At 62.7% G+C, this 26,763-nt stretch carries 22 protein-coding genes, 1 tRNA gene and 1 pseudogene; 5 read left to right on the top strand and 19 right to left on the bottom strand.

Annotated features, from left to right (window positions below):
• Window positions 1-17 precede the first annotated feature (17 nt).
• Window positions 18-93 (top strand) — tRNA-Asn (locus Q390_RS0113155).
• 319 nt (window positions 94-412) lie between these two features.
• On the opposite strand, the gene Q390_RS19590 is transcribed toward Q390_RS0113155, so the two are convergent.
• Window positions 413-1,315: a ChbG/HpnK family deacetylase gene (locus tag Q390_RS19590; protein ID WP_169737282.1), complete on the bottom strand. Its 903-nt coding sequence runs from the start codon at window positions 1,313-1,315 to the stop codon at window positions 413-415.
• Between the two features lie 114 nt (window positions 1,316-1,429).
• On the opposite strand from Q390_RS19590, the gene Q390_RS20635 reads away from it, so the two are divergent.
• Complete coding sequence (locus Q390_RS20635; protein ID WP_342666099.1) at window positions 1,430-1,702, top strand: GtrA family protein; 273 nt, start codon at window positions 1,430-1,432, stop codon at window positions 1,700-1,702.
• Here the strand turns inward: Q390_RS20635 and Q390_RS18485 are convergent.
• The 3 genes from Q390_RS18485 to Q390_RS18480 are packed head-to-tail and all read right to left on the bottom strand — an operon-like array spanning window position 1,632 to window position 4,827.
• Window positions 1,632-3,224, bottom strand: a complete 1,593-nt coding sequence (locus Q390_RS18485) for an ArnT family glycosyltransferase (protein WP_051603236.1) — start codon at window positions 3,222-3,224, stop codon at window positions 1,632-1,634. The genes Q390_RS20635 and Q390_RS18485 overlap by 71 nt on opposite strands.
• On the bottom strand, window positions 3,221-4,279 hold the full coding sequence (locus Q390_RS0113140) for a glycosyltransferase family 2 protein (protein WP_084153911.1): 1,059 nt from the start codon (window positions 4,277-4,279) through the stop codon (window positions 3,221-3,223). Before Q390_RS0113140 ends, Q390_RS18485 begins: the two co-directional genes overlap by 4 nt.
• On the bottom strand, window positions 4,276-4,827 hold the full coding sequence (locus Q390_RS18480) for a phosphatase PAP2 family protein (RefSeq protein ID WP_156949902.1): 552 nt from the start codon (window positions 4,825-4,827) through the stop codon (window positions 4,276-4,278). Before Q390_RS18480 ends, Q390_RS0113140 begins: the two co-directional genes overlap by 4 nt.
• A gap of 188 nt (window positions 4,828-5,015) precedes the next feature.
• On the opposite strand from Q390_RS18480, the pseudogene Q390_RS19580 reads away from it, so the two are divergent.
• Both Q390_RS19580 and Q390_RS0113125 read left to right on the top strand, forming a co-directional pair.
• Window positions 5,016-5,236: pseudogene (locus tag Q390_RS19580) on the top strand (hypothetical protein); the annotation flags it as partial.
• A gap of 162 nt (window positions 5,237-5,398) precedes the next feature.
• Complete coding sequence (locus Q390_RS0113125; protein ID WP_037472983.1) at window positions 5,399-5,971, top strand: DedA family protein; 573 nt, start codon at window positions 5,399-5,401, stop codon at window positions 5,969-5,971.
• Window positions 5,972-6,149: 178 nt separating this feature from the next.
• On the opposite strand, the gene Q390_RS0113120 is transcribed toward Q390_RS0113125, so the two are convergent.
• From Q390_RS0113120 to Q390_RS0113060, 13 genes are all read right to left on the bottom strand, one after another.
• Entirely contained in the window at window positions 6,150-7,706 is a 1,557-nt protein-coding gene (locus Q390_RS0113120) for a DUF1302 domain-containing protein (RefSeq protein ID WP_037472981.1), read from the bottom strand.
• A 38-nt stretch (window positions 7,707-7,744) separates the two neighbouring features.
• Window positions 7,745-9,118 carry a DUF1329 domain-containing protein gene (locus tag Q390_RS0113115; RefSeq protein ID WP_027996477.1) on the bottom strand — a complete coding sequence of 458 codons (1,374 nt, stop codon included), beginning with the start codon at window positions 9,116-9,118 and terminating at the stop codon, window positions 7,745-7,747.
• 329 nt (window positions 9,119-9,447) lie between these two features.
• Window positions 9,448-11,178 (bottom strand): class I adenylate-forming enzyme family protein, encoded by a 1,731-nt coding sequence (locus Q390_RS0113110; protein ID WP_051603234.1) that lies wholly within the window; start codon window positions 11,176-11,178, stop codon window positions 9,448-9,450.
• 5 nt (window positions 11,179-11,183) lie between these two features.
• Window positions 11,184-12,341: an acyl-CoA dehydrogenase family protein gene (locus Q390_RS0113105; RefSeq protein WP_027996475.1), complete on the bottom strand. Its 1,158-nt coding sequence runs from the start codon at window positions 12,339-12,341 to the stop codon at window positions 11,184-11,186.
• A 42-nt stretch (window positions 12,342-12,383) separates the two neighbouring features.
• Window positions 12,384-13,571, bottom strand: coding sequence for an acyl-CoA dehydrogenase family protein (locus tag Q390_RS0113100; RefSeq protein ID WP_027996474.1), 1,188 nt, complete (start codon window positions 13,569-13,571; stop codon window positions 12,384-12,386).
• Entirely contained in the window at window positions 13,558-14,682 is a 1,125-nt protein-coding gene (locus Q390_RS18475; RefSeq protein ID WP_084153909.1) for an MBL fold metallo-hydrolase, read from the bottom strand. Before Q390_RS18475 ends, Q390_RS0113100 begins: the two co-directional genes overlap by 14 nt.
• A complete protein-coding gene (locus Q390_RS0113090) occupies window positions 14,679-16,487 on the bottom strand; it encodes a long-chain-acyl-CoA synthetase (protein ID WP_027996473.1) in 1,809 nt (602 codons plus the stop codon). Before Q390_RS0113090 ends, Q390_RS18475 begins: the two co-directional genes overlap by 4 nt.
• A 46-nt stretch (window positions 16,488-16,533) precedes the next feature.
• Complete coding sequence (locus Q390_RS0113085) at window positions 16,534-17,715, bottom strand: acyl-CoA dehydrogenase family protein (protein ID WP_027996472.1); 1,182 nt, start codon at window positions 17,713-17,715, stop codon at window positions 16,534-16,536.
• 30 nt (window positions 17,716-17,745) lie between these two features.
• Complete coding sequence (locus tag Q390_RS0113080) at window positions 17,746-18,924, bottom strand: lipid-transfer protein (RefSeq protein WP_027996471.1); 1,179 nt, start codon at window positions 18,922-18,924, stop codon at window positions 17,746-17,748.
• A 46-nt stretch (window positions 18,925-18,970) separates the two neighbouring features.
• Complete coding sequence (locus Q390_RS0113075) at window positions 18,971-19,375, bottom strand: MaoC family dehydratase (RefSeq protein WP_027996470.1); 405 nt, start codon at window positions 19,373-19,375, stop codon at window positions 18,971-18,973.
• 1 nt (window position 19,376) lies between these two features.
• On the bottom strand, window positions 19,377-20,558 hold the full coding sequence (locus Q390_RS18470; protein WP_051603233.1) for an acyl-CoA dehydrogenase family protein: 1,182 nt from the start codon (window positions 20,556-20,558) through the stop codon (window positions 19,377-19,379).
• Window positions 20,555-21,532, bottom strand: a complete 978-nt coding sequence (locus tag Q390_RS0113065) for a Zn-ribbon domain-containing OB-fold protein (protein WP_027996469.1) — start codon at window positions 21,530-21,532, stop codon at window positions 20,555-20,557. The genes Q390_RS18470 and Q390_RS0113065 overlap by 4 nt, the downstream gene beginning before the upstream one ends.
• Window positions 21,533-21,587: 55 nt before the next feature.
• On the bottom strand, window positions 21,588-22,373 hold the full coding sequence (locus Q390_RS0113060; RefSeq protein ID WP_027996468.1) for an SDR family oxidoreductase: 786 nt from the start codon (window positions 22,371-22,373) through the stop codon (window positions 21,588-21,590).
• Between the two features lie 77 nt (window positions 22,374-22,450).
• On the opposite strand from Q390_RS0113060, the gene Q390_RS0113055 reads away from it, so the two are divergent.
• On the top strand, window positions 22,451-23,308 hold the full coding sequence (locus tag Q390_RS0113055; RefSeq protein WP_245606919.1) for an enoyl-CoA hydratase: 858 nt from the start codon (window positions 22,451-22,453) through the stop codon (window positions 23,306-23,308).
• 61 nt (window positions 23,309-23,369) lie between these two features.
• Here the strand turns inward: Q390_RS0113055 and Q390_RS18465 are convergent, their stop codons facing one another.
• Window positions 23,370-25,067 carry a methyl-accepting chemotaxis protein gene (locus tag Q390_RS18465; RefSeq protein ID WP_051603232.1) on the bottom strand — a complete coding sequence of 566 codons (1,698 nt, stop codon included), beginning with the start codon at window positions 25,065-25,067 and terminating at the stop codon, window positions 23,370-23,372.
• A 35-nt stretch (window positions 25,068-25,102) separates the two neighbouring features.
• On the bottom strand, window positions 25,103-26,761 hold the full coding sequence (locus Q390_RS0113045; protein WP_156949901.1) for a FadD3 family acyl-CoA ligase: 1,659 nt from the start codon (window positions 26,759-26,761) through the stop codon (window positions 25,103-25,105).
• Window positions 26,762-26,763 lie beyond the last annotated feature (2 nt).

Genomic DNA, 26,763 nt, shown 5'->3' with positions numbered 1-26,763 from the left:
TTTACAACATAAAATATTCCTCGATAGCTCAGTTGGTAGAGCGCCGGACTGTTAATCCGTAGGTCCCTGGTTCGAGCCCAGGTCGAGGAGCCAAATAAATCAAGCACTTAGCCCGCCTCTCGCGGGCTTTTTGCTTTTTTCTGCCCTACTGTGCAATTTTTGCTGCGCCATCACCTTCTCTCTGTGTAGGGAGAAAGCCTCTGCGCCGGACATGCCTGGCAAATGGCGATCAGTCAGCGCCTTGTTGCAGCGCGTGTGGTGCAAGGGCACGTGCAGTGCAGCCTGGGCACCGATCCGCATGGCAAAGCCAGGCAGAGGCTTTCACTGAAGTGGCCCTAGCGCTGGTGCATACATTTGAGTGCCAATGGAGCGACTGTCTCGACTTACACAGCGCGATCCCTGCGCTTGCAGGTCACCATCCCACACCACACGCGAGCGTCTGTCCCAGGGGTTCAAGTCGGATGCCATTTTTCTCTATCACCTCGCCAAATGCGCTGCCTGAGAGCACCCGATACTCATGGATGCGCGAACCAAGCGCATCCTGCGGGTAGGTGCCCAGCCCCGGGTGGCACATCAGCAAGTCACCGCTGACACACGCCTGCAACCAGCTTCTGGTCCAAGCAAGGTAACTGTCCTCGTCACCACTGAAATCGTGTACTCCCAGTAGATGGTTGTTCTGGCGAAAGCCCCGTGCAAGCGCCTGACGCGCCAGTGCAGCAGCCCCCAGCGCTTCAATCATCCGGGGTTTGATCGTTTGCCGCCAAGACGCTGGCTGGCCGGCGCGTGCACTTGAATACCGCGCGGTGTTTCTCAGCCATGGCAGATGGTTCGGATAGCGCAGTTGCAACTGCGTCAGCAGCTCCTCGCGCACGACCGGAAACTGGTGCACATGCTGGTGCCCATCCACATAGGCGGGCGGACTGCCAGTTCGCTGCTCAAAGGCATCCAGTTGCACACAAATTTCAGTGCGTATACCAGTGCGTTCAACCGTTCGCAGCCAACTGTGCAGAATCAGCGACCCCAGCCTCTGTGGTTGCAAATGCAAAGGGTGCTGCGTGAGGTCCAGGTGCAGGCCCATTTCTGTCTGGTGTGGGTCGAGTTCTTGTAACTCCTGGGCCCATTGAGGCCAAGCTGGGGCCCCGACCATGCAGCCAATGGCTTGCGCGCGCCCTAGCCGAGACAGCAAGAGTGCTGCCACGCACACGCCTGGGTGAAGCCCAAAATCATCCACAGCAATGCACAGGCTGCGGCTATGCTCTGCGGGCTCATGCGAATGCAATCTTTTATCCGTCAACGCAACGCCCTTGCCGAGCATCTGTGCGGGAGAGTCGCCCGCTTCGTGTTGGTGGGCACTGCTGCTGCCGCTGTGCACTGGAGCGTCGTGGTGGTACTTGTGGAACATGCTGACTGGTAGCCCTTGTGGGCCCATGTGCTGGGTTGGCTGATAGCGTTCAGCGTTTCATTTTCAGGGCATTACCGCTGGACTTTTCGCCACCATGGCGTGCCACTCTGGCACTCTGCGGGTCGATTTTTTACTGTATCTGCATGCGGCTTTGCCATCAATGAACTCGCTTATGCATTGCTGTTGCGCTGGAGTGCCCTGCGCTACGACTTGGTGCTGGCTGTAGTGCTTATTGCTGTGGCGGGTGGACCTTATGTGGTGAGTCACTACTGGGCTTTCCGTCGCAACCCAGCGCATTGAGCAGGGACGGACTGCTGCTGTCAACGCGCCACAGCGTGGTGCCGTCTTGGTGCTGCAGGTCGGCTGCCGCCTGCAAAAATGGGTAGCGTTCCCCTGCAGAGGAAGGGCCCAGCACCCACGTGGTACCCGAGCGGCACAAAAGACCAGGCAAGCCTGCGGCTAAAAGCAGGCGCTTGGCTGCAGCGGCTTTGTCGAACTGACCGGCGTCAGCAATCTCTTTGCGCTGATTGTCTTGTTGGTGAAGTTTGGGATCGTCCCAGCGCTCCACGATAGCCACCGGGCCACCCAACTGGGCATAGAACGGCAGGTCGAAATAGTATTTGTCGAGCATCACAACAGGTTCGGACGGCTGGCGGCTGTCGCGCAGTACCAGCGCAAAAGGGCGTGTGGAATTTTGTGGATGGACCGCGATCCAGTTGAGGAGACCCAGCGTCAGCGTGCACCCGATGCCAGCCGCAATACACCACATGCGGGCCGGGGTGCCGGACAAAGAAGTGCGCGATAGATAGCCGTCTGCCGCAATGAATGCCAGCGGGGCAATGGCGGGCAATACATAGCCCAGCAACTTAGACTGGGGTAACGAGAAAAATACAACGACGATGGCAGGCCAAATCAACAGCAGCAGGCGAACCGAGCGTTGGGTAGCCGACAGGTCGGCCCTGGGCCTGAAAGCCCGCAGCATCCAGGGCAACCATGGCAGAAAACACAGGCACAGTACAGCAGGGTAAAACCAGAAAGGCATCACATTGTTGAAACCGCTGTCGGTGAACCGCCTGAAATGCTGAACAACAAAAAAATAGTCCAGAAATTCCGGGAACCGCTGCTGCATAGCCACGAACCAGGGCACGGTAAGCGCCAGAAAAACCACTATTCCTGGCCACCACAAAAGGCCGACCAGACGGCGCCACCGCTTCTGCACGAGAAGCCATGCAAAGACTACCAGTGCAGGCAGCACAAAACCAATCAACCCCTTGGCAAGCACGCCCAGGGCAGCCATGCCCCAGGCGGTAGTCAGAACCCCATGCCAAGGCTTTCCTTCGTCAGCAAGCAAGACAGAATGCGCAAGCAAAACGATGGTGGCGACGATGCATCCCGCCACAAGCATGTCCAAATTGGCAAATTGCGCGGCAATCAGCCATATAGGTTGTGCCAGCAACACCACCACTCCCCTCCGCGCGGCCCGCTCGCCTGACCAGCGGCGAACGAATGCATAAGAAGCGCCCGTCCCCAACAAGGCACCCAGCAATGGCGCTATTCTGGCGGCCCATTCGTGGTGGCCAAAGAGCCACAGGGAAGCGGCGGTGATCCAGTAAAAAAGTGGTGGCTTGTGAAAATAGGGCAACCCATTGAGCGTGGGGGTAAGCCAGTCACCAGAACGGAGCATTTCCCAAGCAATGCCGACGTAACGCCCTTCATCGGGAAGCATCAAAGGGCGTGCCCATGTCGTAAAAGCCAGCCAGACCAGCACAAGCAAGGAGGCAGCGGCAATGGCAAATTTTGCCGACGGCTGAGATGCGTTCATCGATTGGCCTTTTTCAGGCCCTGACCCAGTTCACGTTTGATTACATAGAGGGGCCGCGCCTTGACCTCTTCTGCAATTTTCCCCACGTATTCGCCTACGATGCCCAGCGACAAGAGCTGGATACCTGAAAACCCCATCAGACTCACAGCAAGGGTGGTCCAGCCATTAACAACGTGCCCGTAGAGAAAATAGGCAAGGGTCAGATAAGCGCCATAGAGCAGGGCAAAAACCGCCAGCACAAAACCGATGCCACTCACGGCACGCAGCGGCCAAGTGGTGAAGCCGGTCAGGCCATCGAGTGAGAGCCGAATCAGGCGCCAAGGGCTAAAGGTGGTTGTGCCGTGCAGCCGTGCACTTGGCATGTAGGGAACGGCAATCACGTCGAATCCGACCCAGGCGTAAAGCCCCTTCATAAACCGGTTGCGCTCCGGCAGCGACAGCAACGCGTTGACGACAGCGCGGTCCATGAGACGAAAATCCCCCGCGCCGGCCGGCACCTCGAATCGCCCCGACATATTGACGAGTCTGTAAAACCAGCGAGTCCCCAGCCGCTTAAAACTGCTTTCATCGTGCCGATCTTCACGCAGCGCGTAGACCACATCCCTGCCTTGGCACCAATGCTGAAGAAAGACGGGGATCAGCGATGGCGAGTGCTGCAAATCACTGTCCATCATCACAACGGCGTCACCTTGCGCCGCCTCTAGACCCGCCATCAAGGCGGCTTCCTTGCCAAAATTGCGCGATAGCAGCAGTGCACGAAAACCCGGTGTCTGCGTCCACTTGGCGAGCACCAGACTGGTGGCATCCAAACTGCCGTCGTCCACCAGAATCACTTCCCATTGTTCAGTGCAGGCCTGAAGGGTCTCATGCAACTGAGGCAGTAATTGCTCAAGACTCACCGCTTCGTTGTAGCACGGAACAATGCAAGAGACAGAGCCAAGTTTACGAGGTAATGGTTGCGCCAGAGCCAGCACGCCATCGCGGCTGACACTGACAGCCTGAGCATGCGGCGAAAACCTCTCTTGGGGGGGCGCAGTGTCCAGCAAGGCAATCATGTCATCTCCTTTGCAGCATCGGAATGGGTTGTTGGCGAATGCCAGAACGGGCACCGGCATACCAGCCACCCGCATACGCTTCCCCCCAAGGCGCCGGCCAGCACGTCCGACGGAAAATGCAAGCCAAGGTACACGCGACTCCAGGCCACCAGACCCGCAGCGGCCAAGGCAAGCAACGCCCAATGCAGGCGCCCTGCAGTCAGGGCAACGGCGGTGGCAAATGCGAAAGCAACGGTCGCATGTGTGCTGGGAAATCCATGCGAGGCTGCGTGCGGCAGCCACTGCTTGCCAAGCCCCACAGTGAAGGGCCTGTCAATGGGAATGAAATGCTGGCCCAGCCTTGCCAGCAACCAAGCTGCTGTGATGGCGACAAGCAGCTGCACCACGTGTAACTTCACTTGCCGGTTGCCCGTGACAAAGATCGCTACAGTGCCCCCAGCTATCCATTGCATCAAATGCTGAGTAGCAAAGAGCCCGATAAGCGTCAACCAATGCGGCGAAGTGGCCGAGCCATTGAGGGACAAAAAAACAGCAGAGTCAAGAGACATGGTGAGGGCCTGAAACCAGTGATGGAATGCTCTCAATAGTGAATGCCGAGTCTTAGCCCAGAATTAGGGAATGCCTCATAGGAGCATTTTTGCGTTACAAAAGTACCTCTCAAGCACAAATCAGGCGGCGTGGCTGAAGACTGCGGATGGGTTTCAGGGAAAAACTGAACTATTCACTAGGATTCAAAATGAACACGTTCACACAAGACGCCTTGATCAAAGTACCAGAAGTTACTTTGATTTTCTGGATCATCAAGATTGCCGCCACCACGCTCAGTGAGACGGGGGCGATGCCGTCTCGATGTCGATGCACCTGGGCTACCTGATTGATACGGCTATTTTTGCCGTCCTCTTTCTGATGGCGGTCACTGCCCAAATCAAGGCCAAGGCCTTTCATCCGCTCTTCTACTGAACGACGATTGTGGCCACCACCACGGTGGGTATCGGCAGCGCTGTTGGCTTTCATGGTGCTCTGCATTCTTTTGTTCAACCAACGACCCGCCAAATCGGCCCATTGTTGTCACACGGAGCCATTCCACGGCACAGATCGCGAACCAAAGGCTACTGAATCATGCAAGCGGCGCATATCGCAGAGTGGGTACAGTCTTATGGCTACGTAGCGGTGGCGGTGGGCACCTTTTTGGAAGGCGAATCCGTTTTGCTTGTCGCGGGCGCAGCGGCCTCTCGCGGGCATTTGTCGATGTCGGTGGTAGTTGCAGTAGCCGCATTTGCCAGCTTTCTGGGCGACCAACTGTATTTTTGGATCGGACGCCACTATGGCACCGCGCTGCTGGTGCGCTATCCGTCCCTGGAGCCGCGCGCGGCCCGCGTTCGTGGCTTGCTGGATCGCCACTACCTGCCGGTGATTCTGTCCCTCCGATTCCTGTACGGGCTGCGCATCGCCGGGCCAATCGCTATTGGCATGAGCAGCGTTTCCTGGCCTCAGTTTCTGCTGCTGAATGGGCTGGCAGCTGTGCTATGGGCACTGCTCATTGCCGGTGCAGGTTATGGAACTGGCCACGCTCTGGTGTATCTGCTCAAGGCAGTGGACGCAGATGAGCTGTGGGGTTTGTCGCTGCTGCTGATCGTGGGGCTAGTGTGGTGGCTGCTGGCACGGCGCCGCGCATTGAACAACAAAAGTTGAGCGGAGCGTCCAAAAACACAAAAAGGGCCTGGATTAATCCAGGCCCCCCACCAGAAGAATGGCTCTTGGAGTGTTTTCTGCCGACCCGGTTTTACGCCTGCTCAGCCCCGCCATCTGTCCCGTCGAGAGGGCACGGAAAACGGCATAAAACCGGCTGCATGGTCAGCGCAAAACAGCTTTAGAAAGAGTACTTGAGGTTCAACGCCAGCTGATCGCGGTCGGCCAGCGGGCGGTAATTGACCGCATCCAGCGATGCACTCCCCAGGTAGCCCAAGTAGGTCACATTGACCGACATGTTGCCGCGGCGCACAAAGGTGGCGCCGATGCTGTAGCGCTTATCGCCCTTGCCGCCCACACCGCCCAACAGCGTGCGGCCACTGAGCTGCTGCGAGTAGCTGATCGGCACCGTCAGATCCCAACCCTCAAAGACGCCGGGATAACCCAGCACCAGGGTGCCAGAGAACGCCAAACCGGAGTCGGTCTTGAAGTTCAAATCACTCTTTTTGCCTTCATAGCCGCTGTATTTGACGGCGGACACTTCACCCAACAACTGCATCGAGTCGGCAATCGGTGAGCGACCAATGTTGGTGAAGGTACCCACGTTGATCTGCGTGGCATTGGCCCGCTCGGGCGTAGCCAACGCACCCATCAGGAGCGGCACGCCCTTGCGATAGGTCATTTCACCGTAGGCGGAGGTGTTGCCGAAGGTGGTGCTGACGGTACCGCCGAGCAACTTGACGTCGTCAAAGTAACGCACCTGGTAGGAGCCCATACGGTAGGTGGGCGGCGCTGGCTGGATGATGGGCAGCGGCGTGCGGTCGTTGTAGTTGAGATAGTACAGGCCGGCTTCGGTCTGATCGGTCACGCGGTAGCGTGTACCAATCCCCCATTGCCCGGTTTTGCCAGGCGTGATGTCGTCCTTGCGCGCGAATCCCAGACAGGTGTTGCCGCCGTTGTAGACGCCAAGGCAGCTGCCGCCGGGGCCGACGCCATCCGAACTATTCAGGAACGTGCCTGGCGCCGGAGCAATCGTCTCGTGAAAACCAAATTGCACCTGACCGAGCATGGTCCAGCGCGGCGTGATCTCGACCGAAGCCGCAATCTGGTCTTCCGGCAGAATCACGTCCTTGGTTTCGGTGCCGGGCACGCCCGACTTGGTGCCGTCAAACGGTCCCTGCGCCTGCGCGATATTGGGGAAATACACCGCCTCACCCCAGTTCACGGCCTGGCGCCCGACACGGATCGTGGCCCGGCGAGAGTCACCAAACTCAAACGAGGTGTAGGCGTAGGCATCCAGGATACGGCTGTAGCCGCCATGGAAGCGCTTGGCGTCAGCGGAGAACTCGTCCACGCGTCCCGGCTTGCTGACACCCAGGCCGGGGTTGTCGTTGCTGCGGTGGTAGACATCGTCATAGAACGTGCTGGCCGACAGCACCAGACCGCTCTCGCCCTTGGACAACTTGCCCTCGAACAATGCTGAAAGGCGATTGGCCGTCAGCGCGTTCTTGGAAAAATTGTTGTCGCCGTCATTGCCGGCGGCATTGTTCGCCAGCAGCGGCGCCGCGCTTTTGGTGCGCTGGGACAGCGTGTAGTTGGTGTTCAGGCGCCAGTCGAGCTTGTAGCCATCGCCAAATTCGATGGATTCACCGGCACTGGCCGCGCCCGCCGCGCACAGCAAGGCTGCGGCCAAGGCAATGGGTGAAGCCTTGGTCAGGGCTGATTTTTCTTTTTTCATGGGGAATGTCTCCTCGAGTTCTCTGGGGCTGCGTGGGCTCAGTTACCGGCGTTGCGGGCGGCTTCGGGGGTAAACATGGACGGTTTGAGATTGCCCTTGTTCAGAATCGGGCCGGTGGGGCGCTCCTGGAACAGGTTGTAGGCGATGTAGCCACCCGAGTTCAAATCGAAATAAAAGGCTGTGCCCGCTTGCCACGCATTAATGTCGAAGCCGTAGTAGTAGTTGAGGAAGGCGTACTGCCACAGCGAGCCACGCGCGTCATACATGTCGGACATGACGGCCTGGCCGGTGTCTTCGTCCAGGAAAAGCACGCGCTTGCCGTACAGATGGCGGTAGCCGTCTTTCAGTGCGCCTTCAACAACCCAGACGCGGCGCAATTCCCAGCGAATAAACTCGGCGTTGGGCACACCAGGCTTGAGCAGGTCGGCGTACTTCACGGTCTTGGCGTGCAGCTTGTAGGCGTTGGCGGGAACGTACATCTCGCGCTTGCCCAGCAGCTGCCAGTTATAGCGCTCGGGCGAGCCATTGAACAGGCGGTCGGAGTCAATAGTCATCTTGCCGCCGGAGCCTCCCAGCGGCTGGTCAAAGCCGTATTCGGGCAACTGGCGCACGCGGCGGGTGCCGGGGTCATAGCTCCAGGCCAAGCGCTTGTCCTTGGCAAAGTTGACCGGCTCGGACGACACGCTGACGCTGCCCTTTTCGCGCTCGGGCAACAGCGTCGCAGTCAGGGCGTTGGCCATCAACCCCTCGAGAGGCTTGCCCGCCACCTCTGGCATATTGCCGTGGTCCAGGTTCTGGTTGCGCGAGCGTCCCCAGGAAATACTGCCGTCGGACAGCACATTGGCAAAGTCGGTGGTCTTGTCCTCGTTAAAAGCACGGTTGGGGAACATGTTGTTCATCAAGGCTTCTTGGCCGTTCTTCGGAATCGGGAACGGAACGGCGCCGCGCACGGCGCCCTTGATACTCAGGCCGCCGTCGGCAATCTCGGCGTTAAGCGCATTTTTCTTGGCGGCATCGCAGGCCGAATCGGGCAGGCGGAAATCACGGTGGCCTGGATAGACTTCCATGCGGAAGGTCTTTGGGAACTTGGCGAACAAGGCCTTTTGTCCATCCGACAGCTTGGCGGCGTATTGCGCCTGGTTCTCGGCGGTGATGGTCAGTACCGGCTTTTCGCTGGCATAGGGGTCTACCGGGTGCTGACCGACATGCGGCGTGTACTGCACGCCGGGGGGCGTGCCCAGCCACTTGCCGGAATACTCCGGCACGCCGTCCTTGCTCCCGGCCTTTTCAGCGCCGACACAGGTCAGCTCCTTGCCCAGCTTGGCAGCTTCCGCCGCAGGCACCTTGGCCATCGCCGTTCCAGCCATCAGCAGCCCCACGGCTACTGGTATCACGGTCATCATTGTTTTCATCAAAGTCTCCTTGCATCTCTATAAAAAAGGTGGCAATCCAAGTCGCCCCCAGGTGCGTGGCGGTTTCAACGGACACGTGGGCCAAAGCACGCATGGTCAGTCGTCCCGGAAAGAATTGTTGAGCTCTGCGGACATCTCTCCATCGTCTGATGGGACTAGGTTGTCACCCGCAGTAGTGCCATGGTGTGACGAAATGAAATAGCGTTGCCTTGGGCGCAGCGAAGCCCCCTTTGGTCGCAAGAGCTATATAAATAATAGCTACTAGCGCTTATTGCCAAAGGGTTTAAGCTTGTTTCATATGTTATTTTCAGCGCCAGCGCGCGCCGGGCTTAGATGGCCACGTATTCGCGCTTGATCAGGGTTTTGAGTAGCTTGCCGGCGGGGTTGCGCGGCAGTTCCTCCTGGCGCACATGCACCTGTTTAGGCACCTTGTAGGCGGCCAGGCGGGCGGCGACATGGGCCTGCACTTCTTGCGCGCTCACGCGGGCGCCAGGTGCCAGCACCACCACGGCGATCACAGCTTCGCCGGTCTGGTCATCGGACTGGGCAAACACCGCCGCCTCGACCAGATCGGGGTGCTGTAGCAGACAGGACTCGATTTCAGCCGCAGCGATTTTTTCACCGGCGCGGTTGATCACGTCCTTGATGCGATCAACCACGCGCACAAAGCCGCCGGGCTCCAGCAGCCCGATGTCGCCGGTGCGAAACCAGCCATCGGCCAACGCCCGCGCCGTGGCATCGGGCTGGGCACAGTAGCCCTGCATCAGGCTGACGCCGCGCAGCCAGATTTCGCCGGACTCCCCATCTGGCACCGGCGTGCCATCGAACTCAGCAATGCGCAGCTCGATGATGGGTGAGACTTGGCCCGCTGACTGGGGGTGCGCCTGGAACAGCTGGCCCGCCGCCGCCGCGCCCACGCCATTGCTCTCAGTCAGGCCAAAACCGACCCCCGACATGGCGTCACGGCGGCGCTCCAGCACATCGTCGATCACGCGCTGGGGCAGACCGGCGCCGCCAAAACCGACACCGCCCAGGCTGGCGGTGATGGTCGGATCGTCAAAACCGGGCTCGGCCAGCAGCTGCATCACCATCGATGGCGCGCCGTTGAACTGGGTGATTTTTTCTTTCTGGATCAGCTCCAGCGCCTGCGTGGGGCTCCAGCGCCGCATGAACACCAGCCGACGACCATGGCGCAGCGAGGCCAGCAGTTGTGCGTGCAGGCCGCTGACGTGGAACAAAGGCACCGCCGTCAGCGTGGTCGGCTGCAGCTTGCGCGCCAGCATGGTGGCGATCAGATCGGGCGAGGTCATGGCCGCAATGGCGCCGATGTAATCGATGTTGTAGAGCGCCTGACAAACCGCGCGCTGCGTTGACAGCACCCCCTTGGCCTGGCTGCTGGCACCGGAAGTGAACAAAATCAGCGCTTCGTCGTCCAGCGCCAGCGTCGGCGGCTGCAGCGCTGGCGCACCAGGGGCCAGCAGCGCGGCCCAGGCGACATCGCCCTGCCCCGGCGCGCCGTCCACCACAGCGGCACGGCACCCCAGCGCAGCCAGGTCAGCGCCCACATGGACAAAGCGCTCGGCGTCGCAGATCAGCCAACGCGGCTGCACGTCGCGCAGGCCCGACAGCAACTCCTCGCGCAGGCCAAAACTATTCAGCGGTGCCGGCACGGCGCCAATCAGCGCGACCGCAACAAACGCCACCACCCATTCGGGGCGGTTGCGCATGGCAATGGCCACGCGGTCACCGGCTTGCACACCGTGCTCGGCCTGCAAGCGCCCGGCCAGCGCATCGGCCGCCTGGTAGAAACGGGCAAACGTCCAGCGCTCGCCTTCGTAGACCATGAATTCGCTGGCGCCATGCACACGCCCGGCGTTCAGCAACGCCGGCAACGAGGTAAAGGCGTTGCGATAGGCCGGCAACTGCTGGCCATTCAGGCCGACGGAAACCAGCTCAAACGGTGCGCCTGGGGCAGTGAGCTGCGCACGGCAGCGTTCGGCCAGCGCCAGCAGATCGAAGTCGTCTTGGCGGGTGGCAGAAGAATTAACGTTAGCGTTCATGGCGGTCAAAATCCTTTCAGTCGTGCATAGCGCTCACGGTGGAACACCCCATCGCCCAGGCTGTGCTGCAGCACACGGGCGCGTTTGACCATCAACCCCAGGTCAAACTCGTCGGTCACGCCGATGCCACCGTGCAGCTGCACGGCTTCGTTCATCAGCTTCTCGCACAGATCCGAGGCGCGCGCCTTGGCCAGGCTGGCCAGCAGCGCCAGCTCGGCGTCCTGCGTGTCGGCAGGGGTGTCAATGGCCGACAGCGCCGCGCGCACGCAGCTGTGCAGCATTTCCAGCTCGGTGTAGAGCCGCGCCATGCGGTGCTGCAGTGCCTGGAACGAACCAATCGCCACATCGAACTGCACGCGCTCCTTCAGGTAGGCGTTGGTGCGCTCGAACGCCTCGCGCAGCAGGCCCAGGCCTTCGGCGGCCAGGCAGATGCGGGCGCGGTCGAGTGCTGCGTCCAGCGCCTGTGCGGCATCCGCGGCGGCGTTCAGGCGCAGCGCGTCGGCCACTTCCACGCCCGACAACGTGATGCGCGCGTGGTTGCGGCTGTCGGCCAGCCGCGTCGGCTGTAGCGTGATGCCAGCCTGTGTCGCCTCGACCATGAACAGGCCCAGACCGGCATCAGCGCCTTGCGCGTCCAGCACGCACGCCACGACGATCAGCCAGGGTGCGCCGATGCCGTCGATGACAAACCATTTCTCGCCGTCCAGCACCCAGCCGTTGCCCTGCGCATTGCGCCGGGCGTGCGTCTTGATGCGCTCGGGATGGTGGCGACCCTGCTCGTCCAGTGCCAGCGCCAAGCGCTGCTGGCCGTCCACCAAGCCAGGCAGCCAGCGCTGGCGCTGCGCCTCGCTGCCAGCGGCCAGCAGCAGCTCGCCGCACAGCACCACCGAGGACAGCAGCGGCAGCGCCGCCAGCGTGCGACCCATGGCCTCGAACACCGCGCCCAGGCCGAGGTAGCCGACGCCCAGACCGTCATACGCTTCCGGAAAAACGGCGGCCGGCCAGCCCAGCTCCACCACCTGCTGCCACAGCGCCGGCTCAAACCCGAGCGGCGCGCGCTCGTCGCGCAGGCGCCGCTGCAGGCTGAGGGGCGACTGCGCGTTCAAAAATTCTGTCGCACTGTCGCCCAGCTGGCGCTGTTCATCGTTCAGCAAAAAACCCATGCTGTGTCTCCTGTTTTTTATCGTAGGCACCTTGCGAGCGCTTCAGCCGGGCAGGCCGAGGACGCGCTTGGCAATGATGTTGAGCTGCACTTCGCTGCTGCCGCCCGAGATGGTGTAGGTCTTGGCCAGCAGCCAGAGGCGGCAGATGTCGTGCTCATCGCGGCTGAACTCGTCTCCCTCCCAACTCAAACCGCGCTGGCCCATCAGCTGCATCAGCAACTCGTACTTGGCCACTTCCTGCTCGGTCTGCACCAGTTTCATGATCGACGATGGGCCGCTCACGTCCAGGCGCGCCATGGCTTCTTCCTTGACGCGCTGGTGCGTCAGCGAAAACGCGTGCGAGTCCATCAGCAGCGCGGCCAGGCGGTCGCGCCACACCGGCTCCAGCAGCGTGCCATCTGCGTCGTACAGATAAGGCCGCGCCACAGCCAGCGCGTCGTGCGAGGGTGCGGCGCCTTCGCTGAATTTGGACATGGCGGCGCGCTCGTGCTGCAGCAATTTTTTCGCCACCGTCCAGCCGCCGTTGAGCGGGCCGACCAGTTGGCGTGCCGGCACGCGCACGTCGTCAAAAAACACTTCGCAAAAGCTCGACTTGCCGCTGATCAGCTCGATCGGCTTGACGGTGACGCCGGGGCTTTTCATGTCGATCAGGATGAAGCTGATGCCTTCCTGCTTCTTCACGCTGGTGTCGGTGCGCACCAACCCATACATCCAGTCGGCTTGGTCGCCATAGGAGGTCCAGATTTTCGAGCCGTTGACAACGAAGTCACCGTTCTCGTCCACGCGTGCCGAGGTTTTCAGGCTGGCCAGATCCGAGCCGGCATTGGGCTCGCTAAAGCCCTGGCACCAGCGCGCACGGCCCTGCATCATGGGGATCAGGTGCTCGCGTTTTTGCGCGTCACTGCCCAGTTCCAGCAGCACCGGGCCGAGCATCCACACCCCCAGGTTGAACTGCGGCGGGCGGCAACCCAGGCGCAGCATCTCCTGCTCGACGATGCGCGCCTGCTTGGGGGTGAGACCACCGCCACCCAGCTCGGTCGGCCAATCGGGTGCAAACCAGCCGCGTTCGCGCATCCGCTCGAACCAGACGCGCTGGTCGTCATTGCCAAAAGTGACCTGGGAGCCGCTCCAGACGATCTGCTCCTGTGTCAGCGGCTGGCGCATGGCGGGCGGGCAGTTGGCCTCCAGCCAGGCGCGGGTTTCGGCGCGGAAATTTTCAGTGTCTTGCATGGCTGGCCTCTTCGAGTTCGGGGCTTGGGGGTGCGTCGGAGGGAGGAAGGGTGAGTGCAAACGACGGGTCGGCCAGGGCAAAGCGGTGCACGCCGTCCTCGTCCAGCACGCGCCGCAGCACGCCGGCGTAACGCAACCAGGACAGGTGGGCAATCGACTCGCCCAGCGCCAGCATGTCGTCGACTGGGCCGCGCAAGCGCGGGAAAAGGCACTGCATGGCTTCAAAGGCGGTGCAGCTGGCGTGTTCGGTCAGGTGGGCACGCAGCAGCACAAACTGGTGCTCGTGGTGTTCGCGCAGTTCCTGCGTGCGCGCGTGCAGGCCGCGAAACACGCGCTCGTGCGAGGGCAGCACCAGCGTGTTCGGCGCCAGCTGCTCCAGGCGCTTGAGCGACTCCAGCCACAGCTGCAGCGGATTGGCCTCGGGCTCGATGCCGGTGACCAGCACGTTGGAGCTGATGCGCGGCAGCAACTGGTCGCCGGCAATCAGGATGGCGTCTTGTTCGCAGTACAGGCAGGCGTGCTCAGGCGAGTGGCCTTCGCCAATCACCACGCGCCAGGTGCGTCCACCCAGCTCAATCTCGTCGCCTCCGCGCAGGCGCATGAACGCATCCGGCTGCGGCGGCAAAAACGGATCTTTGCGCATGGCCTTCCACATGCGATCGACGCGCTCCTGTGGCATCCCGGCGTGCTGGTAGAACTCGACCTGGGCTTGCGGCAGCGGATCCGGCATGGGCTCGGCCAGCGCGCGCATCATGAAATATTCGCCGTGCGTCATGTACAGCGGAATGTTGAAACGCTGGCACAGCCAACTGGCCAGCCCGGCGTGGTCGTAGTGCATGTGCGTGCAGACCAGGCGCACGATCGGCAGGCCCTGCAGATGCGTGGCCACAATGTGCTCCCAGCGCTCGCGCGTGGTCTCGGTATTAAGTCCGGTGTCGATCAGCGTCCAGCCATTGTCGCTGCGCAGCAAATAGACGTTGATATGGTCTAGCGCCATCGGCATGGGCATCCGCGCCCACAGGATGCCGGGTGCCACTTCGACCACTGCGCCGTCGGTGGCCGGCGCTTCAAACGGATAGTCCAGCACCGCCCGGGCATGCAGGCGCGTCATGCCAGCGCCCTTGGCTGAAGTTCCACGGCGCTCAGCGGCACATAGGTCTTGGCATGGTCGTCGCGGTGGTAGAGCGGATCACTCACCAGCGCGGCGTCGTAACCCTGGCGCTGCAAGTCCACCTTGCGCAGCTTGTAGTTGCCGGTCATGTCGGTGGTCGGCGCAAGGCGCAGAAACAGCGGAGCGGCGTAGCGCGGCAGGCGCTCCAGCGCAAAGGCCCAGAACGCTTGCGGGTCGAACGCCACGCCTGGCTGCAGCACCAGCGCCGCCATGCCGGCGCGGCCCTCGGCGCCTGCCACCTTCACGCCATAGACGGTGATGGCGTCCAGCCCTGGAAAATCGCCCAGCGCATCGGCGACCTCGGTGGTGGAGACGTTTTCACTGTTCCAGCGAAAGGTGTCGCCCATACGGTCCACAAACCAGCAATAGCCGTCCTCGTCGTAGCGCAGCAAGTCGCCCGACGACCACCAGGCATCGCCTTTCTTGAAGACGTTGCGCAGAATTTTCTTTTCTGTCGCCTCGGCCGAGGTGTAGCCCTCAAAGCGCCCGCCCACCACATCGGGGATGTTGATGATCATGCCAATGGCTTCGCCGACTTCGCCGACCTCGCACAGCTGCAAAAAACCGTTGTCGTCACGGATGTAGCTGTCGTTGTCGATGTCATAGCGCACTAGGCGCAGGTTGGTCTTTTCCCAGAACGGCACGCGGCCGCAGGAGCCGACGCGGTTATCGAGGTTGATGGTGTTGGTATTGGATTCAGTCGAGCCCCAGCCCTCGTAGATCTGGAACTGCGCGCCAAAACGGCGCATCCACTGCTCCCAGACTTCGGGCGCCATGCCGGCGCCAACCAGCTTGCGCAGCGGGTGGTGGTGGTCGTCCGGCTGCGGCGGCACACTCAGCAGGAAGCGGCAGATTTCGCCGACGTACTGACAAATCGTCACGTTGTGGCGACGCACATCGGGCCAGAATTCACTGCGGCTGAACTTGCGCCGCAGCAGCAGGCTGGCGCCCGAGGTAAACGCTGTGGCAGCAGCCGACAACGCTGCGGCACCGTGGTAAAGCGGCAAAAAGCAATAGAAGCCATCGTCCTGCGTCACGTCCATGGTCGCCACCATCACGTCGCCGGTGATAAGCCAGCGGGCGTGGCTGATGACTGCCGCCTTGGGCAAGCCGGTGGTGCCCGAGGTGAAGATGTACAAAGCCGTATCGCCCGCCACCAACCCTGCGCGCCATTCGGCGGGCGGGTTGGTATCGGGCGCCTGGCGCGCAGCCTGCTCCAGATTAAGTACGCAGCGCGCGCGCAGCGCCGCTGCGGCCGGCCGCTCGGCATCCGGCCAGAGCCAGTAGCGCAGCTCGCCGGGCAGTTCGGTGGCGGCAAACAGTTCTAGGCATTCCTCACCCGCCACGATATGTGTGGCACCGGTAGCCTCGAGCGCGTGCAGCAGCGGTTTGCCGCTGACGTTGGTGTTCAGAAACACCACCCGCACGCCCAACTTGGCCAGGCCCAGCCAAGTAAACAGGAACGCCGGACGGTTTTCCATGCACAAGGCCACCACGTCGCCACAGCGCACGCCCAGCGCGTGCGCGGCATGGCTCACCTGGTTGATGCGGCGGTTGGTCTGGTCGTAGTCGTAGCGCTCTTTGCCATACAGCAGGCAGGCGCGCGCAGCAAAGCGCACCGCGCTTTCCTCGATGCGCTCGGCCATGGTGTAGGTTTGTGAGGCACGGTGGCGTTGCCCCGCCTTGGACCGGATGTCCAGCTTGGCCTGCGTTACTTCGCGCGGCACGATGGTTGCATTGTTCACGCCGTCTCCCTATGCGTCGTTGTGTTGGATGGGTCAGCGCGGTGCTTTAGCGCACCGGGCGCGGCATGTTCATGCCGAACTGGGCGATCAGCTCGCGCTGGATCTCGTTGGTGCCACCACCAAACGTCATCAAGGTCGAGGCGCGCACTTCGTACTCCAGCTCGCCCAGCAACAGCGCGGCGCTAGAGCCGGCGCGCACCAGCGCGCTGGAGCCAACGATGTCCACCAAGCGGCGCAAAATCTCAATGCCACCCTCGGAGCCATAGACCTTGGTGGTCGAGGCCAACGCCACGTCCATGCGACCCGCTTCCAAATCGGCAGCGATGCGGAAGTTGATCAAGCGCATGGCTTCGAGGCGGGTGTAGCACTCAGCCAACGCCCGGCGCACCCACGGCTGATCGACCGCGCGGCGGCCTTGCTCGTCGCGCGCCTTGGCCCACTGCAACACGCGGGTGAAGGGGCCAAACACCTTGTCCGACCAAGAACCCAAGCCCAAACGCTCGTGGTTCAGCTGCGCCGTGATCAGCTTCCAGCCGCCGTTCAACTGCCCGACCAAGCGGTCGGCCGGCACTTCGACGTTGTCGTAGTAAGTGGCTGCGGTGAAGTTGCCCACCGTCTGGATCAGCGTGTGCGAGAAGCCCGGCGCATCGGTGTCCAAGATCATGATCGAGACGCCTTTGTGGCGTGCCAAATCGGGATCGGTGCGAGCGGCCAGCCACACGTGGTCGGCCGACTCGATGCCCGAGGTCCACAGCTTGGCGCCGTTGACCACAAAGTGACCGGTTTCCAAGTCACCCACCAGACGCGCCTGCGTCTTGAGCGTGGCTAAGTCCGAGCCGGCTTGCTGCTCCGAGTAGCCAATGGCAAAAATCGTCTCGCCCGCAGCAATGCCGGGCAAAAAGCGGGCTTTTTGCGCTGCGGTGCCGTTTTCCATCAGCGCCGGGCCGACGGTGCTGATGGTGACAAACGGCAGCGGTGCGCCAGCGATGTTGGCTTCTTCAAAGAAGATCAGCTGCTCGGTGGCGCTCAGGCCTTGGCCGCCGTGCTCTTTGGGCCAGCCGACCGCCAGCCAGCCGTCCTGGCCCATCTTGCGGATGGTGTGGCGGTAGGTGTCGCCACCTTCGGCGCCGCGCAGCTCTAAGCGCAGCTCGGGCGTCATCAGGTCGTTGAAATAGTCGCGCACCTTCAGACGCAAAGCGTGCTGCTGGGGGGTGAGGTCGATAAACATAGTGTTGTGCTCCTTGGTCGCTGGCCGAAATCAGGCGTCGCCCAAAATAAGTCCGCTGGTGGGCACGCCGGTGCCGGCCGTGACCAGCACGTTGTGCACGTCCGCCACTTGGTTGACCGCCGCGCCGCGCACTTGGCGCACGCCCTCGGCAATACCGTTCATGCCGTGGATGTAGGCCTCGCCCAGTTGGCCGCCGTGGGTGTTGATCGGCAACTTGCCGCCGCGGGCGTGCTCGCCAGCGCGGATGAAGTCTTTGGCTTCACCGCGTTTCATAAAGCCAAACTCTTCCAACTGCGGCAAGACAAACGGCGTGAAGTGGTCGTAGATCACCGCAGTTTGGATGTCTTGTGGCGTCAGGCCGCTTTGCTGCCACAGCTGCTTGGCGACCAAGCCCATTTCGGGCAGGCCGGTGATGTCGTCGCGAAAGTACGAGGTCATGATTTGCTGACCGTCGCTGATGCCTTGCGCTGCGCCTTTGATGATCACGGGCTTTTGCTTGAGATCACGGGCGCGCTCGCTCGACGTGATCACCATGGCGACGGCGCCGTCAGACTCTTGGCAGCAGTCGAGCAGGTGCAGTGGCTCGCAAATCCAGCGCGAGGCTTGGTGCTCTTCCAGCGTGATCGGCTTGCCGTGGAAGAAGGCGGCCGGGTTGGTCGCGGCAAAGTCGCGTGCGGCAACGGCCACGCGGCCAAAGTCTTCGCTGGTCGCGCCGTAGGCGTGCATGTAGCGCTGGGCAAACATGCCCACCCAAGCGGCTGGGGTGTGAAAGCCATACGGCATGTACCAGCCGTAGTTGATGTTCTCGAAAATCGGCGAGGTGCCGAAACCGTAGTTGCCATTGCCAAAGCGGTACCAGCTGCGCTCATTCATAGCGCGGTACACCACCACCGTCTTGGCGATACCGGTGGCCACGGCCATCGCAGCGTGCAGGATGGGCGCGCAGGCCGCGCCGCCGCCATGCGGCACTTGCGAGAAGAATTTGACGTCCTTGGCACCCAGCAGGCGGGCAATTTCGTACTCGGGCACTTTGTCGATGGTGTACGACGAGAAGCCGTCCACTTCGCTCGGGTCGATGCCGGCGTCAGCCAAAGCGGTCAGCGTGGCTTCCATGGCCAACCGCAGTTCAGTGCGGCCAGAATTTTTCGAGAACTCGGTAGCGCCCAGTCCCGCAATGGCGGCGCGGCCAGAAATAGAGAGATCGTTCATGTAAATGTGTGCTCCTGGAGGTCCTGGATGTACTGAATAAGTGCCATCAAGGCAGGCTCACACGCACCGTTCCGGTGACGTGGTTGCCCATGGAATTGACGCCCTTGAGCGTGACTTGCACCGTGCGGTCTTCGTCACGCTTTTCGGTGACAGCGCCGGTGAGGGTCATGGTGTCGCCGGGGTAGTTGGGCGCACCCAGCTTGATCTTCAGATCGCGCATGCGCGCTTGGGGACCGCTCCAGTCGTCAATAAAGCGCTGCACCAAACCGTTGGTGGTCAGGATGTTCATGAAGATGTGCGCCGAGCCCAGCTCGCGCGCCGCCTGCAAATCGTGGTGACCGGGAAAATAGTCGCGCGTCGCCATCGCGCCGCCGTTCACCAGCGCCACCGTCACGGGCACCGTCAGCGTGGGCAGTTCTGCGCCCACGGCAATGTCGTCAAACTTCGCCATATCAGGCCTCCTTACGGGTGTTGGTGGTGTTAGCGGTGCTGCTGTCGTCCTCGGGCGCGTCGTACTTCCAGCCCAAGTGGTCGTTCTCGACCAGCCAGTCACCCAGCTGTGCCAAGTGGTGCTCGCTACCGCCCAGCGCCGCGCCCAGTGCACGGGTCCAGAACAAGAAGCGGTGCATGGGGTAGGTGATGTCCACACCAATGCCGCCGTGCACGTGCTGGGCCATGTGGCCGGCGCGGTGGCCGGTGTCATTGGCCAAAGCGCGCACGGCATAAGCCTGCGGCGCAGCGCCCAAGTTGGCATCCAAGCGGTACACCAACTGCCACAGCACCGAGCGCAGCGCTTCGGTAGCAATGTGGCCATCGGCCATCTGGCCAGCCACCAGCTGAAAGCTGCCAATGGCGCGGTCAAACTGCTTGCGCTCGCTGACGTACTCCACCGTGCGGCGTAGTTGCTGCTCGGTCACGCCCAGCTGCAACGCGGCCACACAGGCAATGGCGCGCTGCTCGACCCATGCGGTCGCGGCCAGCGGCAAGACGTTCTCGGCCGGCAAAGCCAGGCCGTCAAATGCCAGATCGGCAATCGATTGGTGGTGTTGGTCGCGGCCAGCGGTGCGCTGTACGGCAGCTTGGGTCACATCGACCAGCACCAGACGCATTTCACCGTCAGCACCACCGTCCACTTGCGCGGCCAACAGCGCATAACGCGCTTCAGCACCCAGCGCCACGGCGCTCTCAAAACCGCTCAGCGTCCAACCTGCGCCAGCGCGGCTCAGTTGCAGCGAGGGGCCGCGCGAACGCGACAGCGATTGCAGCGACAGCGCCACCGGCGACTCGCTGCCCATGGCGGTTTCCAGCACCTGCGGCAGCGCGGCGGGAGAGAACTGCGCCAGCACCGCCACCGTCACTTGCGACTCCCACAGCGGCACCAGTGCCAGCGCACGGCCTTGCTGTTGCAGCACGGCCATCAGCTCGGTCATGCCCAAGCCCAAACCACCGTGCTCTTCGGGCACCAAGATGCTGTTCAAGCCAGCGGTCACGCACTGCTGCCACAGCGCTTGAAAGAATGGCGCCGTGCCGGCGGCGTCGTGGGCGCGCAACTGTTCGTCGCTGCAATAGTCGGCAAACAGGCCAGCGGCCATGTCGGCAAACGCGCGCTGGTCATCGGTCAAATCGAAGTTCATGCGGCCACTCCTTGCGTGGCTACGGGGCGAAACTGCGGCAGCACCAGCTCGCCGTCGTTAAAGCGGTTGAATTCGACCTGTACCGCTTGGCCAATACGCACATCGCCGGGCGCGATGCCGACCATTTGTGAAATCAGGCGTGTGCCTTCTTCCAGCGCAATCAACACAATCGGGTTCGGATGGTCAAACGGCGCCACTTCGGGGTAATGCATCACCACGAAGGAGTACACCGTGCCGCGTCCAGACGCTTCGACCGTGTCCCACTCAAACGAGTGGCAGCTGGGGCAGACCGGGCCGGGGGGATGGCGCAGCTCGCCACAACCCTTGCAGCGCTGAATCAACAGCTTGCCGGCGCGTGCGCCTTCCCAGAAGAAGCGCGTGTCGTCGCTCATACCGGGCATTGGGCGCTTGGCGACCGGTGCCGCTGCGGCTTCTGCTTTGGGCTTGTCCGCACCCGGTTTGACCGGATTGGCTGGGTTGAACTTGAAGACGCGAAACAGCAAGCTGCCGACTTCTTCGTCGCCCGTGGCTTTTTCCGAGAAAAACGTCATGCACAGCGTGACGAAGTAACCCGTACCCAAGCCTGTCGTCTTTTGCTCGCTGATCGAATCGAGGCGGGTGGAGTAGTACAGGCGCTCGCCTTCGAGCACATCGCGCCCAAAGGTCAGTTCCGAATTCACTGCCACGACGGAGGCCACGCCGTGCGCTTCCATCAGTTTCAGCGCTTCGTAGGGATTCTCTTTGGTCGAGCCGGGCGGGTAGTTGTTGGCAATCAAACCCTCCATGCACCAGACTTGCAACATGGCCGGCGGTGCAATCACGGCGCCCTCTGCCATGTAGCGCGCGGGGTCCACGCCCATGATTTCGCACCATTGGCGAATCATCGGGGCGTTGATTTTGTCCCAGGCATAAATCCGCCCGTATTCCTTGCCCACCAGGGCTCGGACTTCATTCATCCACTCGTTTTCAGCCAAGGCCATGCTCCTTCGTTGGTTTGATTCAGGGATTCCTGTGGACGCTGGCGCGCGCTCAGGAAGTACCCACATTTGCCGCTGCCAAGAAGGCAGGCTTTTCGCCGCCGCCGTGCAACAACAGATTGGTGCCACTCAGGTAACTGGCGCGCGGCGAAGCCACGAACACGCAGGCCTGCGCAATGTCAGACGGCTCGGCCATGCGGCCGGCCGGAATGGTGGCGCCGACGGCGGCAATACCGGCGTCGTCACCAAAATGCAGATGGGATTGCTCAGTGCGCACCAAGCCGGGGCTGACCGCCACCACGCGCACCTTGGGCGCCCATTCCACCGCCAGCGACGACGCCAGACTGAGCACCGCTGCCTTGGCCGCGCCATAGGCCGCCGTGCCGGGGGACGGCCGCAGTGCGCTGACGCTGCCGATAAAAACAATCACGCCGCCGCTGGCCTGGCTCTGCATGGCGGCATTGGCGGCCTGCGCCATGTGCAGCGCGGCCGTGAAATTCAGGCGAATCACGCCTTCGTGAAAGCGCGGCGACACCGTGGCGGCATCGACCGGCGGGCTGCCACCGGCGTTGTGCACCAGCACATCCAGGCGGCCGTGGCGCTGCACGATGGCGGCGACCAGCGCCTGCACGGCGTCGGCCTCGCGCACGTCGCAGGGCAAAAATTCGGCGCTGCGCTCGCCCACTTGGGGCAAGGTGTCAGGGGCGCTGCGGGCGCACACCACCACGATGGCACCCTCGGCCAAAAAGCCTTCGGCAATGCCGCGCCCTATGCCTTTGGTGCCGCCGGTGACGAGCACCACGCGTTGGTCAAAATCGGTATGGCTAGTCTGTGTCATGGGTGCAAATTTACGGATTGCAGCAGCTGGCAGATACGTCCAAAAGGACGATGTGACCGCACCCCCCTGAAAAGAACATGCCACGCATCCACACTTGCCGGATTTTGTTTATGCCGACCACACCCAACACCCCAACCACTCCCCCAGAACTGGACCACAGCGAGCTGCAAATCAGCTACCCAAACGACGGCGCTGACGGCGTGGCCGTGGTGCGCCTGCACCGCCCGCAGGCCACCAATGCGCTCAGCCTGAACCTGCAAGCGCTGCTATCGCAAGCGTTTACGCAGCTGGCCGCCGACGATGCGGTGCGCGCCATCGTGCTGACCGGGGGGGAGAAAGTCTTTGCCGCCGGCGGCGACATCAAGGGCCTGGAGGGCGCCGGCCCGATTGAAATCATGGAGCGCCACACCGAGCGCGTCTGGGCACCGATTGAGCGCTGTCCCAAGCCGATCATTGCGGCGGTGTGCGGCTACGCTTTTGGCGGCGGCGCCGAGCTGGCGATGCACTGCGACATCATCCTGGCCGGCGAAAGCGCCAGCTTTTCGCAGCCGGAAATCCGTATCGGCATCATGCCGGGCATCGGCGGCACGCAGCGCCTGGTGCGCGCCGTGGGCAAGTTCAACGCCATGCGCCTGTTGCTGACCGGCAAGCCGGTCAGCGCCGCAGAAGCGCGCGTGATGGGTCTGGTCAGCCAGGTGCTGCCCGACGACCAGGTACTGCCCGAAGCACTGAAAATGGCCAGTTTGATTGCCGCCATGCCGCCACTGGCCGCCATGCAGATCAAGGAAGTGGTGCTGGCCGGCGTCGATGCCTCGCTGGAGACCGCGCTGATGCTGGAGCGCAAGGCCAACCAGCTGCTGTTTGCCACGCGCGACCAGAAGGAAGGCATGCAGGCCTTCATTGAAAAGCGCAAGCCGGTGTTTGAAGGCCGCTGAGCCCTGACCCTACGGTGAACAGCGCGCAGCAGCGCGCTGCATTCACTCTCAATAAAATAGCTTACACCGCTTGCGCCATAAGGGCTTGAGGGCTATCTCGCTCATATTCCAACTCCCCTTGCGCATACTCTGACACAGCCCCCTGTGGCCCGGCGCGGAACACGCCGACCAGCTCTTCCAGCTGCGCCGCCTGGTGCTCCAGTGCCTGGGCAGCGGCGGCAGATTGCTCGACCAAGGCCGCATTGCGCTGCGTCATATCGTCCAGCCGCGCCACGGCGGCGCTGACCTCTTCGATGCCGCTGGACTGCGCGCTGGCAGCGCTGGCGACCTCGCCGATGGTGACAGTGACGCTGTGCACGCGGGTGACGATGTGCTCCATGGTGCTGCCGGCATGGCGCGCCAGTTGGGTGCCGTTGCCGGCGCTGAGCAGCGAGCTTTCAATCAGCAGCTTGATGTCGTGCGCCGCGGCCACGACACGCTGCGCCAAGCTGCGCACTTCGCTGGCCACCACGGCAAAACCGCGCCCCTGCTCGCCGGCGTGTGCCGCTTCAACCGCAGCGTTGAGCGCCAGGATGTTGGTCTGAAAGGCAATGGAGTCGATCACCGCCACGATGTCGGCAATACGCCGTGCACCGGACAAAATCTCGTCCATCACCACCACCACACTGGCCACCGCCTGGCCGCCCTGACCGGCCGCGCCGGCAGCCTGGCGCGCCAATGCATCGGCCTGGGCCGCCGCCTCAGCTGAAGCGCGCACCATCTCCGCCAGCTCGCCTACCGAGAGGGCGGTGGACTGCAGATCGCTGGCCGCCTGTTCGGTGCGGTGGGACAAGTCCTGGTTGCCCTGGGCGATTTCACGGCTGGCCAGCGCAATGCCGCCAGAGGAGCTGTGGATGCTGGCCACCAGGCTGCGCAACTGCCATTGCATCTGTGCCAGCGCGCGCAGCAGGTCACCTGTTTCATCGCTGCGCGCCGCGACGATGTCGCCCGTCAGGTCGCCCTGGGCAATGCGCTGGGCATGGTCAATCGCTTGCGCCAGTGGCCGCGTCACGCTGCGCAAGATCAGCGTGCTGGCGACGACGCTGAGAACGATGGCCACGGCCGCCGCACTCAGCAGCCACTGGCGCGCCAATACAAACTCGGCCTGGATGGCCGCGTGCTGCACGGCCGCGTCTTGCGCCTCGCGCTCAGCTTGCTTAGCCAACTGCGCCAGCCACTGCGCTTGCAGCGGGCGCGGGTTGCGCGCGCGAAAAACATTGCCCAGGTTGCTGTTGCCCAAGAGCAAGGCATCGCGCACGTACTGCGCGCTGTCGATGCCGCGCACGGCCACGGCATCCAGTTCTGCCAGTGGGTCACCCGCTGGCGTGCCTTCTCGCGCCTGGTCCGCTGCGACCGACAACTGCTGGAGTTGGGCGCGGGCGGTGCGGTAATGCTCCATACCCTTGGCAATGCGCTCGGCCTCCTCCTGCGCATCGACTTCGTCGATCACCAGCGTCACGCCCAGCAGCGATACCGTCACCTCATTGACCGCGTTCATCATGGTCTGCATGACGGCAATGCGGCTCTGGTTGACCTCGGTCATGCGCTTGGTGTGAGCGTCGATGCGCTGCATCCGGTGCAGCGCCACCGCCGTGATCACCAGCAGCAGGCCCAGTACCAGACCAAAGGCCAGCGACAGGCGAGTGGACAGGCGCCAGGACGGACGCCAGCGCGCAGCCGGCAAGGCCATAGCAGGTGGCAACGGGGTGGAGGCAGTCATGGCGATCCTTTGCGCAGTCAAAAATTCCGGCCTACTCAAGCCTGCGGCAACAGGGCAGCGGCGGTCTGCGCCAGCTCGCGCTTGAGCACCTTGTTCGAGGCATTCACCGGAAAGCTGTCAAACCACAGCACATGGCGCGGCACCTTGTAATTCGCCATGTGCGCGCGCGCCCAAGCCACCAGTGCTTCGCTGGTCAGCTCGCTGCCGGCGCGCCGCACCACGCAGGCGCAGCCGACTTCACCCATGCGCTCATCGGCCACACCAACCACCGCCACTTGGGCAATGTCCGGGTGGTCGGCCAGCAGGCGTTCAATTTCGGCCGGATAGCAGTTGAAGCCACCGACGATGAACATGTCTTTCAGGCGGTCGGTGATGCGCAAATAGCCGCGCTCGTCCAGTACGCCGACGTCGCCGGTGTGCAGCCAACCCTCGGCGTCGATGGCTTCCAGCGTGGCCGCGGCGTCGTCAAAGTAGCCCTGCATCACGTGGTAGCCGCGCAGCAGCACCTCGCCCGGTTGGCCCACCGGCACGCTCTGGCCGGCTTCATCGGCGCAGCGCACCTCGGTGCCGGGCAGCGCGCGGCCACAGGTGCTAGCCACCGTTTCAGCGCTGTCGCCAGGATCGCAAATAGTGGCGCAGCCGCCGCACTCGGTCAGGCCATAGGCGGTGGTGACGTTGCTGATGCCTAGCTCTTCGCGCATCCGCGTGATCAGCACCGGCGGCACCGTGGCCGCGCCGGTCACCGCCACGCGCAGCGAGGAGATGTCAAAGTCCTTCAAGCGCAGATGCGCCAGCATGGTCAAAAACAGCGTCGGCGGCCCCGGCAAAAAGCTGATGCGGTCGTTGGCGATGCGCGCCAGCACCTTGTCGGCGTCAAACACCTGCTCGGGGTACACCGTAGCGCCTTGGATAAAGGCGGCCACCCAGCCGGCCTTGTAGCCAAACGAGTGGAAAAACGGGTTGACGATGAGGTAACGGTCGCCCGCCTGCAGCCCGACCACGCGGCCCCAGGTGCTGAAGGCGCGAATCGTCGGCCCATGCGCCGACATCACGCCCTTGGGCCGGCCGGTGGTGCCCGAGGTGAACATCAAATCAGCCGTGCTGTCGGCGCTCAAAGCCTGTTCGCGCGCCTCGACCTGCGCCGGCGGCACTTGCGCGCCGGCGGTCAAAAAGTCGTCCCACGCCAGGTCGTTCGGGTGGCTGGCGCTCGGCTGAAAACCACCGCGCAGCACCACGATGTGCTCTAGTGCCGCCGGGCGCTGGCCATCGAGCTGCACCGGGTAGTACTGGCCCAGAAAGTCGCCAATGCAAAACAGCACCTTGGTGCCGCTGCGCTCCAGGATGTCGGCCGCTTCGCCGCCCTTCATGCGCGTGTTCAATGGCACCAGCACCGCGCCAGCGGCGTGGGTGCCGCAGGCCGCCAGAATCCATTCATGCAGATTGGGCGCCCACAGCGCCACGCGGTCGCCGGGCTGCACGCCCAGGGCGATCAGCGCACGCGCCACCGCCTGGCTGCGCTGCAGCAGATCGGCATAGCTGATGGTGGTATCGCCATCAACGATGGCCGGCTGCTGCGGCTGGTTTTGCGCCGCCTGGCGCAGCAGCGCCGGCAGCGTCTCAGGCAGGTCGGGCGCCAGCGCCCAGGGGGACACATCGGACACGGCGCCCGCAGGCGCTTCGGAAATCAGGCTCATAA

Source organism: Simplicispira psychrophila DSM 11588 (genome assembly GCF_000688255.1).
In the GTDB taxonomy this organism is placed as follows: Bacteria; Pseudomonadota; Gammaproteobacteria; order Burkholderiales; family Burkholderiaceae_C; genus Simplicispira; species Simplicispira psychrophila.
This window is presented reverse-complemented; position numbering and strand designations above follow the sequence as displayed.

Excerpts from the sequence above, each read along its gene's own strand:
- Q390_RS0113100 (WP_027996474.1), bottom strand. The coding sequence starts at position 13,571 with ATGCAAGACACTGAAAATTTCCGCGCCGAAACCCGCGCCTGGCTGGAG.
- Q390_RS18470 (WP_051603233.1), bottom strand. The coding sequence starts at position 20,558 with ATGAACTTCGATTTGACCGATGACCAGCGCGCGTTTGCCGACATGGCC.
- Q390_RS18475 (WP_084153909.1), bottom strand. The coding sequence starts at position 14,682 with ATGACGCGCCTGCATGCCCGGGCGGTGCTGGACTATCCGTTTGAAGCG.
- Q390_RS0113120 (WP_037472981.1), bottom strand. The coding sequence starts at position 7,706 with ATGAAAAAAGAAAAATCAGCCCTGACCAAGGCTTCACCCATTGCCTTG.
- Q390_RS0113085 (WP_027996472.1), bottom strand. The coding sequence starts at position 17,715 with ATGTTTATCGACCTCACCCCCCAGCAGCACGCTTTGCGTCTGAAGGTG.
- Q390_RS0113045 (WP_156949901.1), bottom strand. The coding sequence starts at position 26,761 with ATGAGCCTGATTTCCGAAGCGCCTGCGGGCGCCGTGTCCGATGTGTCC.
- Q390_RS0113055 (WP_245606919.1), top strand. The coding sequence starts at position 22,451 with ATGCCACGCATCCACACTTGCCGGATTTTGTTTATGCCGACCACACCC.
- Q390_RS0113110 (WP_051603234.1), bottom strand. The coding sequence starts at position 11,178 with ATGAACGCTAACGTTAATTCTTCTGCCACCCGCCAAGACGACTTCGAT.
- Q390_RS0113125 (WP_037472983.1), top strand. The coding sequence starts at position 5,399 with ATGCAAGCGGCGCATATCGCAGAGTGGGTACAGTCTTATGGCTACGTA.
- Q390_RS0113060 (WP_027996468.1), bottom strand. The coding sequence starts at position 22,373 with ATGACACAGACTAGCCATACCGATTTTGACCAACGCGTGGTGCTCGTC.
- Q390_RS0113080 (WP_027996471.1), bottom strand. The coding sequence starts at position 18,924 with ATGAACGATCTCTCTATTTCTGGCCGCGCCGCCATTGCGGGACTGGGC.
- Q390_RS0113105 (WP_027996475.1), bottom strand. The coding sequence starts at position 12,341 with ATGGGTTTTTTGCTGAACGATGAACAGCGCCAGCTGGGCGACAGTGCG.
- Q390_RS0113075 (WP_027996470.1), bottom strand. The coding sequence starts at position 19,375 with ATGGCGAAGTTTGACGACATTGCCGTGGGCGCAGAACTGCCCACGCTG.
- Q390_RS18480 (WP_156949902.1), bottom strand. The coding sequence starts at position 4,827 with ATGTCTCTTGACTCTGCTGTTTTTTTGTCCCTCAATGGCTCGGCCACT.
- Q390_RS18485 (WP_051603236.1), bottom strand. The coding sequence starts at position 3,224 with ATGAACGCATCTCAGCCGTCGGCAAAATTTGCCATTGCCGCTGCCTCC.
- Q390_RS19590 (WP_169737282.1), bottom strand. The coding sequence starts at position 1,315 with ATGCTCGGCAAGGGCGTTGCGTTGACGGATAAAAGATTGCATTCGCAT.
- Q390_RS0113115 (WP_027996477.1), bottom strand. The coding sequence starts at position 9,118 with ATGAAAACAATGATGACCGTGATACCAGTAGCCGTGGGGCTGCTGATG.
- Q390_RS0113140 (WP_084153911.1), bottom strand. The coding sequence starts at position 4,279 with ATGATTGCCTTGCTGGACACTGCGCCCCCCCAAGAGAGGTTTTCGCCG.
- Q390_RS18465 (WP_051603232.1), bottom strand. The coding sequence starts at position 25,067 with ATGACTGCCTCCACCCCGTTGCCACCTGCTATGGCCTTGCCGGCTGCG.